The organism is Streptomyces sp. NPDC054975, assembly GCF_053609105.1.
This window is the reverse complement of the sequence record NZ_JBSGWV010000060.1, coordinates 22549-38810: the sequence shown is the minus strand read 5'-3', so window position 1 is coordinate 38810 and position 16262 is coordinate 22549. Positions and strand designations below refer to the sequence as shown.

Annotated in this window: 20 protein-coding genes; 18 read left to right on the top strand and 2 right to left on the bottom strand. The window is 69.8% G+C overall.

From position 1 onward, the window contains the following. The 8 genes from ACWF79_RS31220 to ACWF79_RS31185 form a co-directional block, all read left to right on the top strand. On the top strand, positions 1-1618 hold a 1618-nt coding region (locus tag ACWF79_RS31220; protein WP_453731537.1), incomplete at its 5' end, for a hypothetical protein. Between the two features lie 105 nt (positions 1619-1723). Beyond that, positions 1724-2080: a hypothetical protein gene (locus ACWF79_RS31215; protein WP_453731536.1), complete on the top strand. Its 357-nt coding sequence runs from the start codon at positions 1724-1726 to the stop codon at positions 2078-2080. Between the two features lie 102 nt (positions 2081-2182). Continuing rightward, entirely contained in the window at positions 2183-2677 is a 495-nt protein-coding gene (locus tag ACWF79_RS31210) for a hypothetical protein (protein WP_453731535.1), read from the top strand. A 434-nt stretch (positions 2678-3111) separates the two neighbouring features. Next, on the top strand, positions 3112-3288 hold the full coding sequence (locus ACWF79_RS31205) for a hypothetical protein (protein ID WP_453731534.1): 177 nt from the start codon (positions 3112-3114) through the stop codon (positions 3286-3288). Between the two features lie 41 nt (positions 3289-3329). After that, positions 3330-3797, top strand: coding sequence for a helix-turn-helix domain-containing protein (locus ACWF79_RS31200; RefSeq protein ID WP_453731533.1), 468 nt, complete (start codon positions 3330-3332; stop codon positions 3795-3797). Positions 3798-3922: 125 nt separating this feature from the next. Then, positions 3923-4939 carry a DUF932 domain-containing protein gene (locus ACWF79_RS31195; protein WP_453731532.1) on the top strand — a complete coding sequence of 339 codons (1017 nt, stop codon included), beginning with the start codon at positions 3923-3925 and terminating at the stop codon, positions 4937-4939. A 170-nt stretch (positions 4940-5109) separates the two neighbouring features. Further along, positions 5110-5373, top strand: coding sequence for a hypothetical protein (locus ACWF79_RS31190; protein WP_453731531.1), 264 nt, complete (start codon positions 5110-5112; stop codon positions 5371-5373). Between the two features lies 1 nt (position 5374). Next, positions 5375-5689: a hypothetical protein gene (locus ACWF79_RS31185; protein ID WP_453731530.1), complete on the top strand. Its 315-nt coding sequence runs from the start codon at positions 5375-5377 to the stop codon at positions 5687-5689. 449 nt (positions 5690-6138) lie between these two features. Here the strand turns inward: ACWF79_RS31185 and ACWF79_RS31180 are convergent, their stop codons facing one another. Next, entirely contained in the window at positions 6139-7464 is a 1326-nt protein-coding gene (locus tag ACWF79_RS31180; RefSeq protein ID WP_453731529.1) for an AlbA family DNA-binding domain-containing protein, read from the bottom strand. Positions 7465-7836: 372 nt separating this feature from the next. On the opposite strand from ACWF79_RS31180, the gene ACWF79_RS31175 reads away from it, so the two are divergent. The 8 genes from ACWF79_RS31175 (at position 7837) to ACWF79_RS31140 (ending at position 13743) form a co-directional block, all read left to right on the top strand. Continuing rightward, entirely contained in the window at positions 7837-8832 is a 996-nt protein-coding gene (locus tag ACWF79_RS31175) for a hypothetical protein (RefSeq protein WP_453731528.1), read from the top strand. A gap of 1202 nt (positions 8833-10034) precedes the next feature. After that, on the top strand, positions 10035-10709 hold the full coding sequence (locus ACWF79_RS31170; protein ID WP_453731527.1) for a hypothetical protein: 675 nt from the start codon (positions 10035-10037) through the stop codon (positions 10707-10709). Positions 10710-10803: 94 nt separating this feature from the next. After that, positions 10804-11019 (top strand): hypothetical protein, encoded by a 216-nt coding sequence (locus ACWF79_RS31165; protein ID WP_453731526.1) that lies wholly within the window; start codon positions 10804-10806, stop codon positions 11017-11019. A 236-nt stretch (positions 11020-11255) separates the two neighbouring features. Further along, complete coding sequence (locus ACWF79_RS31160) at positions 11256-11909, top strand: YqjF family protein (RefSeq protein ID WP_453731538.1); 654 nt, start codon at positions 11256-11258, stop codon at positions 11907-11909. 381 nt (positions 11910-12290) lie between these two features. After that, positions 12291-12503: a hypothetical protein gene (locus tag ACWF79_RS31155; protein WP_453731525.1), complete on the top strand. Its 213-nt coding sequence runs from the start codon at positions 12291-12293 to the stop codon at positions 12501-12503. A gap of 277 nt (positions 12504-12780) precedes the next feature. Further along, positions 12781-13170 carry a DUF3846 domain-containing protein gene (locus ACWF79_RS31150; protein ID WP_453731524.1) on the top strand — a complete coding sequence of 130 codons (390 nt, stop codon included), beginning with the start codon at positions 12781-12783 and terminating at the stop codon, positions 13168-13170. A 73-nt stretch (positions 13171-13243) separates the two neighbouring features. Next, complete coding sequence (locus ACWF79_RS31145; protein ID WP_453731523.1) at positions 13244-13513, top strand: hypothetical protein; 270 nt, start codon at positions 13244-13246, stop codon at positions 13511-13513. After that, positions 13510-13743, top strand: a complete 234-nt coding sequence (locus ACWF79_RS31140) for a hypothetical protein (protein ID WP_453731522.1) — start codon at positions 13510-13512, stop codon at positions 13741-13743. The genes ACWF79_RS31145 and ACWF79_RS31140 overlap by 4 nt, the downstream gene beginning before the upstream one ends. Positions 13744-13829: 86 nt before the next feature. On the opposite strand, the gene ACWF79_RS31135 is transcribed toward ACWF79_RS31140, so the two are convergent. After that, on the bottom strand, positions 13830-14309 hold the full coding sequence (locus tag ACWF79_RS31135; RefSeq protein WP_453731521.1) for an HNH endonuclease: 480 nt from the start codon (positions 14307-14309) through the stop codon (positions 13830-13832). Positions 14310-15082: 773 nt separating this feature from the next. Between ACWF79_RS31135 and ACWF79_RS31130 the strand changes: the two genes are divergently transcribed. After that, positions 15083-15505: a hypothetical protein gene (locus tag ACWF79_RS31130; protein WP_453731520.1), complete on the top strand. Its 423-nt coding sequence runs from the start codon at positions 15083-15085 to the stop codon at positions 15503-15505. A 124-nt stretch (positions 15506-15629) separates the two neighbouring features. Continuing rightward, a complete protein-coding gene (locus ACWF79_RS31125; protein ID WP_453731519.1) occupies positions 15630-16037 on the top strand; it encodes a hypothetical protein in 408 nt (135 codons plus the stop codon). The last annotated feature ends 225 nt before the right edge of the window (positions 16038-16262 follow it).

Here is a 16262-nt window from a genome sequence, read left to right as displayed (position 1 = left end):
GCATTCAGCACTGCGCGGCGGCGCGGAGCACGCCTCCCGCGCCGCCGCTCCCCGAACTCCCGGAGTCACGCTCATGTCCGTCCATGCCTCGGCGTCCCAGCTCGCCCCCGCCCGCACCGCTCCCGCGACACCTGCCACGTTCCACCCCAAGCGCCCCACCGTCCTGTCCTACGGACTGGGCGCCGACTCCACCGCCATCCTGCTGATGTTCCTGGCCGATCCGGCCGCGCACGGCCTGGAGCCGGACCTGTCGGACCTGATCGTCGTCCACGCCATCACCGGCGACGAGTTCGCCGACTCGCTGGACTACGTCAACCGCCTCGTCCTGCCGCTGCTCCGCGCCCGCTCGGTGCGCCTGGTCCAGGTCTGTCGGGCAGGTAAGAGCGACGCCGACGGCGTCCTGGTCCTGGACGACTCCCGCGCTCCTCGCCGCATCCACGCCGCCGGCCCCTGGCGCCTGTCCGACGAGCTGCGCGCGGCCGGCACCGTGCCGCAGCTCGCGAACGGCCAGCGCCGCTGCTCCATCCGCTTCAAGGGCTGGGTCCTCGACAACTGGGCCGCCGCCGAGTTCGGCGCGCGTAGCTTCCGCCGCGCCATCGGCTACCACGCCGACGAACTCGGCCGCGCCGAGAAGGACACCGCCATTCAGCGCCGTCTCAACACCGAGGCCGGGCGCACCATCTGTGAGCCTCACTATCCGCTCATCCTGGCCCGGAAGGACCGGGCCGCCGTCGAGGCGTACGTACTCGCCGCCCTGGGCGAGCCCATCAAGAAGTCGTACTGCGCCATGTGCCCGTTCTCCGGCGTCTGCGCATCCCGCGACCGCCACGAAGAGCGGCTGCGCGCCCACCCGCACGTCGCCGCCGACGTGCTGCGCCTGGAGTACGTCTCGATGGCGCTCAACGAGCAGATGTCCCTGTACGGGCCCGCAGGATCGCTGTACGGCCGCCTCACCGAGGACGGCCGCAACCGTGCGGTCCTGGAGGCCTTCCAGACCGGCCTGGACCAGGCCCTGTACGCCGTCTACGAGGTTCGCCGCATCACCTTCGTCGGCCGCACGAAGGACTGCCGCCGCTGGCACGGCAAGAAGTGCGCCGAGCCGGAATGGTGGTGCAACTGGCAGCGCACGCCCCGCTGCCGCCGCATCCACACGGTCGTGGACCAGAACGGCGCTCCGGTCGACGCCGAACCGCACTGCCGGGGCACGGACCCCCGCTGCGGCGGCAAGCAGCAGAAGGGGCAGACCTGGCGTTCTGTCCGTACCGTCTTTGAAGGCCCCCGCGAACGGGCTGAACTGATCGTCGGCCGCTTCGCAGGCCGCTTCCCGAAGAGGGTCCGCCTGGTCGACGGCGCCACATCCGGGATCCGGAGCGCCCACTACCTCCCCGACACCGAAGGCCTGCCCCGCACCGAGGCGTTCATCGTCGCCGCACCCGCAGGAGTTGTTGACAAGCAGCGTCCCGGCTTCGAGGGGAAGTGGACGGAGCACACCGGCGGCAGGCCCGTCTTTCCGCCGCTGCGTGAGCTGCCGGAGCCGGTGCGCCGAAGGAGGTCATCCGGCGGCCCGGCCCCGGTGCGCCGCGCCCGTTCCATCGGGAACGTCGTGCTGATCGCGTGATTGCGCTTGACGGTTGTGACGTGAGAGGGGTATAGTTATCTTGTTGGTCGATGGTGGCAGTCGACCGAAACCGAGAATGCGCCCCCGTGAATCCCAGGAGATCCCATGCTGTTCAACGACCTCTCCCAGCTACCCGCGCCCGTCGAGACCAGCGATCTCCGCCAGACCGAGGCGCTGTGGCAGTCGGGGGGCCGCACGGACGGGAACGGGTGGGTGCCCCTGTGCAACCTCGTCTTCGGGTGCGGTGCACCGGCCGCGACGTTCATTCACCTAGCCGCCGCGCGCGCCCGCAAGGGCCTGTGCGCAGGCTTCCACCCCGTCGAAGTCGTCGCGGACGCCGTGGCCTGCTGGATGGCCTCGGCCATGGAGATCGCCGCCTACCAAGCGGACCTGCGGGACCGCTACGAGGGCGACACCTGGACCCCTGGTCAGCCCTCCATCCACTTTCCGTACCGCGGTTAGCCGACTGCCCGCTGCAGGGGGCGGCCCGTCCGCCCCCGGCCCCGCGACCACCACGGCGGCAGTGGCAGCCGCCCGACCGAACACACACCGGAGAGAGGATCCATGTCCCACACCCTGCAGTGGACCGCCAGCCCCTCGGGACGCACCGGCCATGCGACGTTCTGGACGGTTACCGCCTTCGGCAACAACGGCCATCAGGCGTACGCCACGATGCCCCTGGAGTACGCGGACGTCGCCCGCGCGCAGTACGACCGCCTCCACGCCACCCCCGGGGTGAACCGAGTCGAGATCGCGGAAATGACCTCTCAGATCACCGAGCGGCTCATCGCCATGGACGACCTCCCCGGCCCCGAGAAGCCCACCCCCGTGCCCGAGCTGCCGGAGGGGGCCGACCACATCGGCCGCCACTACCGCTTCAGCTGGGGCCGCCCGGTGCTCCGCACCGGCGACGACGTCCGCAGCTACTTCAAGTGGCTCTCGGAGACCCAGATCAGCCCCCTGCCCACGTTGCCTCGCGTGGATCCCCACAGCCTGCGGCTGCTGGAGGTCACCACCGTCCGCCGTACCCGCCCCATCGGACTCGCCGACCTTCCCTGAGCCGGTCCCACGCCAGGGCCCAGCCCCTTCCCGGGGCGGGCCCGGCGGCCCCGACGAACTCAGCCCCCTGTCCGCACCGCACCCCTTGCAGAGGCGCGAGAGACGAGAACCCGTGAACCCGGTGAACCCTGAGAACTATGTGTGGTCGCCCGCGACGTGCGCGCGGTGCAACGACCCGGACTCCCGGCTTGCGTCGGGCGACAGCGACCGCAGCGACATCCTCGTGTGCTCCCGTTGCCTCGAACGCGGCCATCTGCCCTACCGCGACGTCCGAGACATCCTTGCCGCTCTCGCCCCTGCCCAGGTCCTGCGTATGCGCGGCCAGCTCCTTCACGTCGGCACCCCCAAGGCCCCCGACCCGATCACCGCCTACACCCGCACCGTCTTCGAAGGGCCTGCGTCCTACCTGGTACGTCAGCACCGCGCGGCACCGCGTGATCCTCTCCGCGCCGGACCCCCAGGACGGACGCGGCTGGATCCTGGTCGGCGCCCGCTCCGGAAAGATCCTCCGAGGACAGATCACCGTCCGCGGAACAGAGGTCAGCGCTCCCGGACCGCGCGCCGTCCACGCCATGCTCACCGCCCTCAACCCTCGAACCGGCGGGGCGTGATGGGTCGGCCCGCCGCACCCCGCGCACAAGTCGAAGACCTCTTGCGCTCCGGACTCAGCGACCTCGCCATCCACCGCCGCACCGGCACCGCCCGGAAAACGGTCGCCCGCTACCGCAAGAGGCTCGGCATTGCCGGATACCGAGCCACCCAGAACAGCGCCCACTGCCGCCACGGCCACCCCTTCCCCGCCAACGCCGCGCACCACTCCAACGGCTGGCTCTACTGCCGCGCGTGCGCGCGGCGACGTGACCGGGCCCGCAGGGGACTTCCCGATGAAGAGGGCGAGCCCGACTGGGTGGCAGTCGAACGGACGGTCGCGGGCGACAATCCCCGCCCCGCACTCACCCGACAGGAGCGCCAGGCCGTCATCGCCGCGCTTCTCCGCAAGGGAGCGACGGCCAGCACGATTGCCGACCGTGCCGGAGTCAGCCTGCGGACTGCCTACCGCTGGCGTGCCCGCACGGGCCGGGGCCGGCTGCCCAGCGGTCGGCGGCGCGACGCGCAGTAGACCCCCGAACATGATGCATATATGGTATAGTTGTTTCGTTGGTCGATGGTGGCAGTCGGCCAGCCCACCGAGAACACACGGCGCACCTACGCAGGCGCGCCCCGGCGAGACACAGGGAGAACTCCATGGCCCACCAGATCGAGCAGTTCACCGACGGCACGGCAGCGTTGGCAAGCGCACGCCAGAGTGCCTGGCACAAGCTGGGCACGGTGACCGAGGACGCCATGACCGCCGAGGACGCGATGCGGATCGCCTACCTCGCCGACTGGAACGTCCGGCTCGTCGACCTGCACGCCACGGACATCACCGGTGACGGAGTGACCACGCTGGAGGTCCCCAACCACCGCGCCTCGGTACGGACCCACCCCAAGACACGCCGCTCCGAGGTCCTTGGCGTGGTCGGCACCGACTACACCCCCGTCCAGAACGAGGAGCACGCCGAATTCCTCAACTACCTCGCGGACGAGTCCGGCGCCCACTTCGAAACCGCGGGATCGCTTCGCGGTGGCCGCCAGGTCTTCCTGACCATGAAGCTCCCCCAGACCCTCACGATCGGCAGCAACGACGCGGTGGACCTCTACATCGCCGCTTTCAACTCCCACGACGGCAGCAGCGCGTTCCGTATCGTCGTCACCCCCGTCCGCGTCGTCTGCGCGAACACCCTCCGCGCGGCCCTGAACTGTGCCAGGAGCAGCTACACCGTCCGCCACACCTCCGGAGCCCGCGGCAGGATCGCCCAGGCCCGCCAGGCCCTCGGCCTCACCTTCACCTACGCCGAGGAGTTCGAGAAGGCGGCCCAGCGCATGATCGAGACAGAGCTGAGCGTCGACGCCCTGCGCTCCGCCGTGAGCGACCTGTGGCCGGTCACCGCCAGCGACAGTGCTCGCAAGCGCACCAACCAGCGGCTGCGGTGGAACACCATCCGCCGTCTGTTCGAGGAGGCGGACACCCAGGCCGGGATCCGTGGCACGGCCTGGGCGGGATACAACGCGATCACCGAGTACGCCAACCACGTCGCCCCCGCCCGCGGAGCGAACGACGTCCTCAGGGGCGCAGCGCGCGCCGAACGCGTGATCACCGGGACGGCTGACGACCTGATGGAGCGCGCCTTCCGGCTCCTGACGCCCGCTGGCCGCAGCTGACCGGCCCACCGGGGCCGGGTGGGGGACGTCCCCCACCCGGCCCCGGTGGATCACGCACCACACCGCGAGACCGTTCCGCCCCGCGGGCCGATCACGACACCTTGCCGGGCGGGCGTGGCAGCCGTCCGGCACCGAAGACACCGGACATCGCCCCCCTCGTGAGGACACTCATGGACATCACCACCCGCCTGCAGCTGCTGGAGGCCCTCCGGCGCGCCGAGCAGGCCGACGCCGCCTACGCCGCCGCCAGCCGCGCCTGCGCCCGGGTCACCCAGACCGCCGTGGACGCGTTCACCGGCATCGGCCGCTGCGAGCAGCAGCTGGCCGCCACCCCGCGCCCGATTGCGCGGGTCGAACGGGTCCAAGTGCAGGTTTGCGCACCTCTACCAGCCCCGTCCGTGCCGGGCATGAGCAGGGGTTCGCCCAGCCCATGACGTGGTGGTAGCGCGTACGGTCGGCGCCTTCGGCATCGACCCGGACCCGGCCGCTGAGCAGGATCGCGGAGTGGAAGCGGTGGCCGGCCGTGGTCACGTTGGCCTCCGCGAGGAACCCCTGTGCCATCGCGAACTGGGCGACCGCCCGGTGCAGACGCCTGCGGCCCAGCTGTTCGAAGAAGTTGAGCTCCTGCAGGGCCAGGACGTCCGGCCGAAGCGACCGGAGGAAATCCATCTGCCCAGCCCACCGGTCAGCCGGACCGAACCCGGCGTCCGTGTGCCCGACGAACAGCGTGTTGAAGGTAACGACCCGTAGAACGGGACTCATGCTCGATCTCCTTTGCCTGACGAGTTGGCCACGGGCCCGGCGTGGCACGGCAGCTTCCGTAGCTCAGCCCGCCCACCCGATGTCACGGACCTCGATCGCCCCGGGGAGCGGAATGTACTGAATCCAGCACCGCCCCGCCCCCGCTCTGGTCGCCTGCGGCATCAGCTGCGCATCTCGGCTGCAGCGCCCCGGGCAGAGTGCCTCAACGGCTCGGGCGTCGGGGCGCGTTCCAGGACCGTACGCGAGAACGGCTGCGCTTCTGCGCCTCGCCGTCGCGGCCCCTCGCTCACCCGGACGGACTACGCTCGCTCCCGGCCCGCGCCGGAATGGGGTGCGCGGGCAAGGCCCCGGGCCCCGCGTGACGGAGGGACGCAGTACGGCCGGGGCCGTCCCATCCTGTTGGGCATTGGCTCCAGTTGTGAGGCTGCGCCTGGCCTTTACCGGGAGAAGGCTGCCTGGAGAAGTTCCTCGCTCAGCCTCTGGTCTTGGACGTACGGGTTCTGGTTCGCGTCGAGGCCGAACAGTGCGTAGACGCGCTGGAGTCCTTCGTACGCGTCCTGCTCGGGATTCCCGTGTGCGGTCCACGACTGGTTCCACGTGTCGGCGCTCGCCTGCTGTACTGCCCCGAGGAACGGGAACTCGGGATTCGGTCCGGGCGCCAGGGTGCGGGCGGGTACCTGGGCGAAGCGGGCGGTGACGGTCCTGTGCTGCCAAGGCCCGTCGACGGTGGGCATGATCTTCTCGTCGACGAGACGGAAGTACTCCAGCATCAGCTCGGACAGCGTCACGACGTTGATCCTGCCGGTCTCACCGAACCGCTGCTCCATGCCCCAGCCGAGCATCTCGCTGGTCGCGACCACGGAGGCGGATACCGTGCCGTCCGCAGCGACCGCGACGGCACGGCGACTATCGGCAAGGAGGAGCCCGCCCCGGTACGGCTCGGGCCGCTTGTAGTCGGAGGAGAAGTTGAAGCCGCCATGGGGCCGCAGGGCGTCCTGGTTGAGGAGGGCCCCGCGGATTCCTTCCTGGCTGTGCAGACCGTCGATGAGTTCGGGGGCGTTCTGCGGAGCGCTCTGCCAGAACAGGATCGGTAGTTCGTCCCACCCGAGGTGGGCCTCCAGATCGTGACGAGCTTGCGCGGGGTCGGACGGCGGCGTCGGGGCGAGGGCAGCCCAGGGAGGGGCCGTCCGGCTGCGCAGTCCGTCGTTCATGAGCCGGTAGGCATCATCTGCCGACATCGTCGTCGTACGGTCGTCATGCCGGATCGGGACAGTCCAGCCCTCGGTGAACTGGTCCTTGTCGTTGAGGACCTTGCGTACGAGGGCCCAGCGGTCGGCGTCGGCAAGTCCTTCGATGTCGATCACGAAGTAGTACCCGGAAGCTTCGGCGTCGCCGTCGGGGTGGGCGAACCAGTGGTAGGAGACCCTGATGAGCGGCCGGACGAGGTCGTCGACGGTGGTCTTGAACTGGTCAATCTTGATGAGCGACTGCTGGAGCGGCGTGAGCTTCGTGGCGGCCTCGACGAGCTCGTTCGCCTTCTGCTTCGCCGTGACGCCGCACACGATCAGCCCGCCGCCGGAGTTGGCGAACGCGGCGACGTCCTTGCTGAACTCGAACTTCCCCTTGGGGGTGCGCAGGTCGTACGGGGCGCCGAAGCCGCCGCTCTTGAAGTCGACCCAGTCGGACTCCGGCGTGCCCAGCAGCTCACCGGGCTTGCCCTGGGCGAGGAGGGCGATGAGCTCGGTTCGGCTGGAAGGAGGCATGGCCGGCAGTGTAGGGACGATCCAGTAGCGCCGGTACGGAAATACGGCTGGGGAGCGATCCCTCGGAGGAATGAGGAATGCAGTTCCTGTCCGTTGCGGGGGACGCGCGAGGCATCTCGGGCGTCGAGGGCGCCTGGATCTACGGCGAGCAGCCTGCCGGCAGGCACGATTCGCATCCCGGCCCCCTTCCCTGGCATGGAGATAGGGAGGTCATGAAGCTCCACCTCCAGCGAGGAGGGCCACCGATCCAGTGCTCCCCGGAATGCTCGTACGGATGTCAGAGGTGGGCGTCACACTGAGGCCATGCCGTTCGATCTGCCGCCGTCAACGCCTTCGTTCCAGCAGCGTCGTGTCGCTCCTGCGATCAGGCCGATGATTCTGCCGACCCCGATGCTCTTGCCGATTCTCGACACCAATGCGCTTCTGACCGAGGCGTGCTACCTGGTCAAGAATGGCCGCCACGAGGACAAGATCTCGGCGTTGGCCGGCACCGGCCGCGCGAACCCGTACATCGCCGCGCACGTCCCCGGCGAGATCGACGAGCACCTTCCCAAGCTCGCGGCCCACTACGAGGTGCCCGAAGGGAAAGTACGCCTCCTGCTGGACCGCCAGATCCTTCCCGCCCTCCGAGTCGTGGACCTGGAGATCCGAGACCACCTGGCCCCGCAGACACGGCACATCCTGCGCGTCGAGCCGTCGCTCGACCCTCGGCACCGCGGCGATCCCGACGACGCGCCCACCATGGCCCTGGCGGAGTTCCTGGCTCCTTGCGTCATCGTCACCCAGGACAGCGTCTTCTCCCGCTTCGGATTCGCCGTCATCGACTGGATCCCCATCGCGCAGAACCTGCTGCGGCTGGCCGGCCTTGAGGCCAGCACCGCGAACGCCATGGTCTTCATCGACCTCGCGCTACGGCTGCTCGGAGCAGCGGCCAGGCGACTGTTCGACCTGGCCGTACGCAACCCGCTGCCGGCCATCGCCGTCGCGGGCGGACTGCTGCTCTGGGGCTACCACCGCGGCCACCTGACCGGCGAGTGGAGACCGCGGATTGCTCGTCTCAAGGAGGTCGCGCAACCTGTTCTGGAGAAGGGCGTCGCTGCCGCGACCGAGCACCGCAGCATCAGCGACTCCCTCCTCGTGGTACAGCCCCCGGCCTTCCCCAGCCCCGAGCAGCTGGCAGCGCGGTGCCTCGCCCGCCACGGCCACCCGATGACCCCAGGCGAACTGCGGGACGCTCTCGCGCGGCACGGTCACCAGATCCCCGCCGTGCAGCTCCGGCGCCACATGCACGCCCACCGCGCCTTCGTCCGCGACCTCGGTGACGTGTGGACCATCGGCCGCCCCGCGCGAACACCCCATGAGCTGTAGTTGAGGGTGGCTCTCTCCCCGATCTGATCATGGCAGCGACCGGACGGTCCGCTGTCGCCAGGGCCGCGCCGGTGGTCGAGCAGAACTCCACGACGTCGGAGGGCGGGCGACAGGGCAATCCGGTGACAACCGGCCTGCTCGTGCTGAACACCGGCCGCCGGGCCTTCCAGCCCGGTCCGCCCGCCGCCGGTGCGCATCGCCACTGGCTGCGCACGTCTATGGCAGTCCCCAAGCGCCCCGTTTCGGGCGCGGGGGCGGGCCTGCGGCGATCTCCGATTCGGCCTGCTGCAGCTGCTGCTCCAGCCGTGCCCGGCGTTCGTCGACGAGGTTGCCTACCTTGTCCAGCGCCTCGCGCTGCCCCTGGGCGCCGTTCCGCGCGGACTTGCGGCGTAATCCCGCATTGCGGCGTCCGTGCGCTCGGCTTCCTCGCCTGTCGCCGAGAGATCGTCGAAGGTGCGCCCGGGGGAGTCCCTCGGTTCGTGCCTCAGTGAGCTGCCCTGCTCGGTGGTGGAAGTGCCCGAGGTCGTTGCGGCGGCTGTCGCTGTCGACCGCACACTGGTGCCGACACCGCGCACCGACCACCCGTTGCCCGGCCTGGAAGAGCCTGGCCGCGGCTGGCGGCCCCCGCCCGGCTACTCCCCGAACCCGGATGTCGGTCTCGACCCCCGGGGAAGTGTGCCTGGAACTCGAGCGCGCCCTGGCGGCCTGCTGCCAGCACCCCGCATGGCTCCCCGACCGTGAGCAGCAGCTGGAGGCCAGCCGTTGAGCGGCTGGGATGACGCGCCCTCCTGGGCCACCCTTGAGCGGCTGAAGTGCCCCCAGTTCCAAACCCCGGGGCTAGTGGCCGCACGAGAGCACTCAGACCCCCTGCGCGTGCCGGACCGCAGAGCCGGAGGACCCACCCTTCCGGGGCCGCCACCCCTCCTACGAAGATCCGTATTCCGACGACTATCTGCCTGGCTGCCGCGACGGCTGGTAGCCAGAGTTCAACAAGGGGGCCCCACTCGTGGGGCCCCTTTCGCGTTCAGGGGCGACCTCCCTCGGAGTGCCGCAGAGGTCTTGCGACCTGCGGATATCAGTCAGAGGAGAACGGTGACTCCACCCTATTCATGGCTGATATGGGATATAGTTGTCTTGTTGGTTCGGCGGTGGCAGTCGGCCAACACCGGAAATTCGCACCCGAATTCATGGGAGAACTCGCTGTGAGCACTGCGTTTGTCGGCCCCGCCGCCGACCTCCTCGCCGCCAGCAAGGCCGCGCTCGACGCCTTTACCGCTGCGCCGGACAGCCCGGACATGGCGCTGGGGCTGGCCCGGTCCCTGACCGACCTGGCCGTGCACACCAACTCCTACGACCACGTGGACGCCGAGCTCGCCGGACGGTGGCTCGACGCCTACTGGGCCGCGACCGACGCGCAGAACGGGGTCAAGGCCATCCGTATCGTCCAGGCCGCCGCCCAGCCGGTCACCGAGTCGGACGTCGATGCCGTCCACCGGGGCTTCTCGTACGCCATGGCCATCTTCGAGGACGCCGCTCGGACCACCGGCGCCGCACCCCTGCCGTATGACAAGCACGGCCGCTATTCCCCCGCCCCGGGCACGGAGTACCCGTTCAGCATCTCCGACATCGCCCGCCGCGCCGTCGTCATCCTCGGCCCCTGTTGGACTGCCGAGTCCGGCTTCATGGGCGTCAGCGGCACCATCTCCGCACCCGACTCGACGACCTACCTGCTCGCCGTCGGCGACCTGGGCGACACGGTCCCCGAGCTGTACGTAGAGCTCGACGGAGGGCAGCACTGCATCCACGGAGTGTGGTCCGGCGACGGCGTTCAGGCCATCGCCCAGGAAGTCGCCCTCCTCATCCGCACGCTGCGTTGACCTGCGGTCCGGGGGGCGCCCGCCGCGCGCCCCGGACCCGGACCCCGGCCGGCTGACTCCACAGATGCACGAATCCGTGCGAAGGGACACGCCCATGACGAGCACCACCTACACCCGCGACCACGTCAGCACTGCCGTCAACGCCGCCGTCGACCTGGCCGCAGACAAAGCGGATCGCGACACAACCGACACGGATAACTTCATCGTAAACGCCGCGCTCACGCTCCTGGAGAACCCGGACGCCACCTTCGTCGACATCGTGCACGAGTGCTACGACGAGGACCCCGACGACGTACGGTCCTGGCTCTGACGCCACCAGCCTCGTTAGGAGAAACACCCTTGTCACGGCTGCTGATCGGCCGATGGGGCGACGCCCCGCACCGGAGGCGGAGCGGCTGTGCGCGGCAGGCCGTGTGTCGCAGGCGCCGATGCCTGGTCTACCGGTCCATCGTGGTCCCCATGACCACGACGCGCCGATCCTGCCTCTGAACACCCATGCGTGAAACGCGATACGGAGCTCCGCACGTTACCCCGGCCTTGCTGACCATGCACTGGCGGCAGCAGACGCTGGTGCACTGGCGCTATCCGCCCGAAGCCGTCCAGGCTCTGCTGCCGCCGGGGCTACTCGTCGACCTTTTCGACGAGGCCGCGTGGGTCAGCCTCACCCCCTTCGTCATGCGGTCCGTCACAGTGCTGCGGGCTCCTCTGCCGCCTCCCGTCTTCCCGGAGACGAACCTGCGGACCTACGCCCGCCTGCCCGACGGCCGCCGCGGTCTGTGGTTCTTCTCGCTCGACGTCGCCAACCCGCTGATGCTCGCGGCCCGCGCTATCGGAATTCCGTACCACGTGGCCGCCTTGTCGGCGGAATCCCGGGGGTACGAGGTCGGCTACTCCGGACGGCGCCGCCACGGCGACGCCTCCTACCGGCTGCGCATCCGCGCAGGCGCGCTCCTGGAGGAACTGGACCCGCTCGACGACTGGCTCACGCATCGGTGGGCCGCGTTCTCCCGCCGCGCCGGGCGCCTGTGGCTCACCCCGGTGGAGCACGAGCCGTGGCCCCTGCGCCGAGGCACGATCCTGGAACTGAGCCAGACCCTCACCCGTAGCGCGAAGCTCCCCGACCCCGACAGCGAAGCACTGGTTCACACCTCACTCGGTGTGGGGCCGGTGCGCATGGGGCTGCCGCGGCTCGTGGCATGACTGGCGACACCGTTGGCCGACGCCGATATGATCCAGCACGCTCAATGGGCCAAGTTGCCACGCTCTCAGCAGGTCCGCGAGGCTTGGGTTGATGCGGCGATGCGGGCCGGTTGCGGGCGGCGGGTATCGCCTTGACACGGGCCGCAAGGAGAAGTGCGGCGAGTGCGCACCGGGTGGGTGCGCCCCTTAGAGCGTGTCTCCTTGGTGGGCAGGTCAGTTGATCGGGCGTCGCCGTGCTCGCAGCCCTGGACGTACACGCCGCCCGCCCCATTCACGGCACGCGGTGCGAGCCGGACGACCCCGCAGAGCCGCCGACCGTCGCCGACAAGTCCTCTGCCCCGCAGGCAGGATCGTCCCGCCTCGCACACGGAAGGAGGGAACATGCCTGAGTACACCGTCACCTGGGAGATCGACGTGGGCGCGGCCGACCCGGTCGACGCTGCCCGCAAGGCCCTCGCCATTCAGCGCAACGCCGCATCCTGGGCCGCCGTCTTCACTGTCCACAGCGACACCTCGACGGCCACCGTCGACCTGGACCTCGACGATCCCGACCCGTCCGGCGACGATGCACCTCGCCTCGTCCGCGCCGCCTGACAGCCCTCTCCACGCCCCGGCACGGCCTCGCGCCATGCCGGGGCGCTTCTGTGTCTTCAGCCGGCCGTCCGCAGCCGCCCGGCCCTGGGTGACTGCTTGTTCATGCGCGAGCCGTGTGCAGCGCTGCGGGGCCGGCCGTCCCCCGAATAGCTGCTGACCTTGCAAAACGCCGGTTTCCCACCCCCGAATGTGGAGTATGGGTGATATAGTTATCTCGCTGGTCGGTGGTGGCAGCCGACCAGCGCCGAATCCCGCACTCCGAACAAAGGGGACAACTGTGCCCGCGATCGCAGCGGCTGTTGAGGCCTTCGCACTCTGGGTATCGCCCACCGGCACGTTCCGCCTGCTCGACTGGGGCAGCGTTCCCACCCCGGAACATGCCCTGGCCTGCAATGTCGCCGAGCCGCTCGGCCTCACCCCGGAGCTGACCATGTGGACGGACTGCGAGGCCGTCCAGCTCCTCCATCCGCGCAACGCGCACGTCTGGGCTCTGCTGCTGGACTACCGGCCGCGTCCCGGCGTGTACTTCGGCGACGCCGTCTTCACCGGCGCCACGGTTCCCGGAACCGGCACGGTCCACGGACTCACCGAGGCCCAGGCCCTGAAGCTGCTCGACGTCCATCTGCGGCGCATCAACGCCCACGTACCGGGCGCGCGGCGCCACTGACATCAGGTCGCGCCGGGCCTCGGGAGTGAATTCCGGGGTCCGGCCCTCCCGGGAACTCGAGAAGGGGAAATCCATGAAATACACGATTGTCGGCGACTGGTATCACTGCTGGGATCTCGCCCCGGCTTTCGCCGTCGTCGCGGAGGGGGAAACGCTCGACGAAGCTAAACGGAACGCAGCCGGGGCCGTCCTGGAGCACTTCCCGGACCGCGCCGAGGGTGAGGAGGGCGAGAGCCTCGACACCCTGTGGGGTGGCGACAATGGCGCCTACGTCGTCGCGGCCTTCGAGGGGGACCTTCGAGCCCAGGCCATCGAGAGCGTGACGTTCGAGCTGATCGCATGACCGCAGCAGCCACCCAGACGTTCACCGTCATCGGCCTGACCCTGGACGTCGACTGCGCCGAGCTGCTCATCGCCGCCGTCCTGCCCGGCCCGGTCGCCGACCGGATCGGGCTGCTCGCCACCAGCGAGGACGACTTCACCGGCTGGGCAGAGGAGTTCGACGCCCCCGACCCCGACACGGCCGCCATCCTCGCCTACGGGCACTGCCGCAGGTGGGACGACGAGACCTGATCCACGGGGCGCAGCCGGACGGCTGCGCCCCTGTGTCTGCGCCGGGGGCGCGGCATCCAGGTGGATAGCGTCAGGCAGACTTGCCCTTATCCCGTGGTCAGGCCGGCGCTCTTGCGTCGGTTGCAGGGGCCGCAGAGGATTTGCAGGTTCTCTGCTGTGCTGGCTCCGCCCAAGGCGACCGGGATGATGTGGTCGTACTGCAGTTCCGAGGCAGCGCCGCAAGCCCGACAGCGGCCCTGGTCGCGTAGCCAGACGAGTTGCTTGACGTCGTCGGGTATGTGCCCGCGGTCTGAGGGCCGTGGCTCCGATCCCATGGCGACCATTGCCTTGGCCCGGTCGATTCGCTGGCGCTCGCGTTGTTGCCTGGTAGTGATGAGTGCGTACACGTCAGCGTCGGTCAGGTGGTCGTCCTCCCAGTAGAACCTGTCCTGGAACTGCCAGTAGGTGCGCTCACCATCAGTGAGTAGTTGGAGGGGTTCGTGACGTTGGATCTCCTGCGACTCATCGAAGGCCGCTTCATCATTCAGGTTGCTGTAGAACGTGGTCTTCCCGATACGGATGATCACGCGGCCCTGTGAGCCCTGGGGCCGCGCACTCCGATGCCGCCGTAGCCACCGCCGCGGACCGGCACCGCCGGGGTCGACAGCAAAGCTGATGGAGACGTTGTTGGCACGGCGCAACATGCTGTCACTCCTGTAGACCGGCCCCGAGACTTCCAGCGTACGTACGCACATGTGCAGGGCGCCGCGGCTGTCCTGGTTGCGAGGCCAAGCGTCACGTGCGTAGCCGCCTGGGTTCTGATCTGCCGGCGGGCGAGGGCGGGGCTGCTCTGCAGCATCGTGTCCGGCGAGGGAGGCCGGATGGAGCCTCGGCGAAGCCGCCGGCTCCCGCGTCATCGCCCGCGGGGGCCTGGGCGCAGCAGTCCAGGCGCATCACCGTGGCGGCGCAGCGCCCGTTCTTTCCCTGGGTGCGGGGCGCTGCGCCGTCCGCGTCGCCCGGTGCGGGCGGTTCGCTGCGCTGCGGCCCGGACCGAGCGCTGCGCGCTCTCACGCACCGGGGGCCCGGCAGCCGGTCGACGGGGACGCTGCGCGGCCCCGCTCCCTCGCTTCGCGCTGCCGTTCCCCTCGGTCCACGGCGCTGCGCTTCATGGGGCGGCGGTACGGCCTGCGCAGTGCCCCGCGCCTAGGTCCCAAAACCTGCCCCGACCACGGGAAATGCGGCTGCGAATTGATCCAGAACCCTTGAAATGAATTCTCGGAGAATGCATAATAAGGGTATGCGGATCGGCGGTGGCAGTCGATCGGCAGCCGAAAGACCACACTCCGATCCGAGGAGAACCATGCCGAACGACAACGCCCACGGTCACCTCTCCGCCATCCCCACCCCGGCACCGGCCCCCGAGCCGGAAAAGCCCCACACCGAGGCCGAGATGGAAGACGCCATGGGCTACCTCCTCGCCCGCATGGCGCCCCTGACGCAGCGCACCGGCACGGAGATCGAAGAGATCATCGAATCCGAAATCTTCGGCCTGCTCGCCCTGGCCTACATCGCGGCCCTGCGCACCAACCCGCCGCTCCCCACGACCGGCCCGGCCAAGGAACTCGACGCGCTCGCGTTCTCCTTCTACGTCCGGATGCTCGCCAGCGCCCCCAAGGGCTTCGACGACGTCACCGACCTGATCGTCCTCGACAGCATCCAGTGGTGCTCCCCGGCCCTCGATGTGGCCGCCCAGGCCCGCGCCCTGCGCCTCGTCCAGGACTGACCCGACCCCGGGGCGCAGCCGACCCGCTGCGCCCCGCCCGTGACGGCGGGGGAGTGGCACCCCCGCCGCGCCGAGAACACCCACTCGAAAGCGAGACCAACCCATGACCTACAGCCTTCCCCCGATGCCCTCCACCCCGGAGCCCGCCGCTGCCCTGCTGATGGGCCTCCTCCGTGCCGTCGGCGACGGGTGCCACACCCTGACCGTCTCGGTCACCGGCTGCGCTCGTGGGGCTGTGTGCATCCTGCCGTTCCGCAACGTCGGCGAGTACACCGGCGTTGATGCGGCAGCCGCCTTCGACGTCATCGCACTGCTGGCCCTGACGTCCGGCGGCATCGGCGGTGCGGTCGTGCGCACCAACCACGCGGACAACACCTCCCGTGTCCTCGGCTGGAGGCTGAGCGACTGCACTGCCCACCCGCTGGGCAGGGCCGAGATCTTCAACGCCTACTGCACGGACGCCGCTGCCGGCGAGCTGATCCCGCCGGAGCCGGGCGTGGAGTATGCCGACGCCCCGCTCGTAGAGGCCTGACGCACCATCGGGGCGCAGCCGACCGCGCTGCGTCCCGCCCCGCCTCGGCTGCGGGGGAGTGGCACCTCCGCAGCCACCGACCACACACCTTGAGGAGCATCCATGCGACACGCGACCGCACAGCTGATCGGCGGCCGAACCCACGAGTGCAAGGCCACCGCGACGTACACCGACAGCGGCACCCGCGCGTACGTCCAGCTCGACAGCATCGGTAGCTCCGACGCC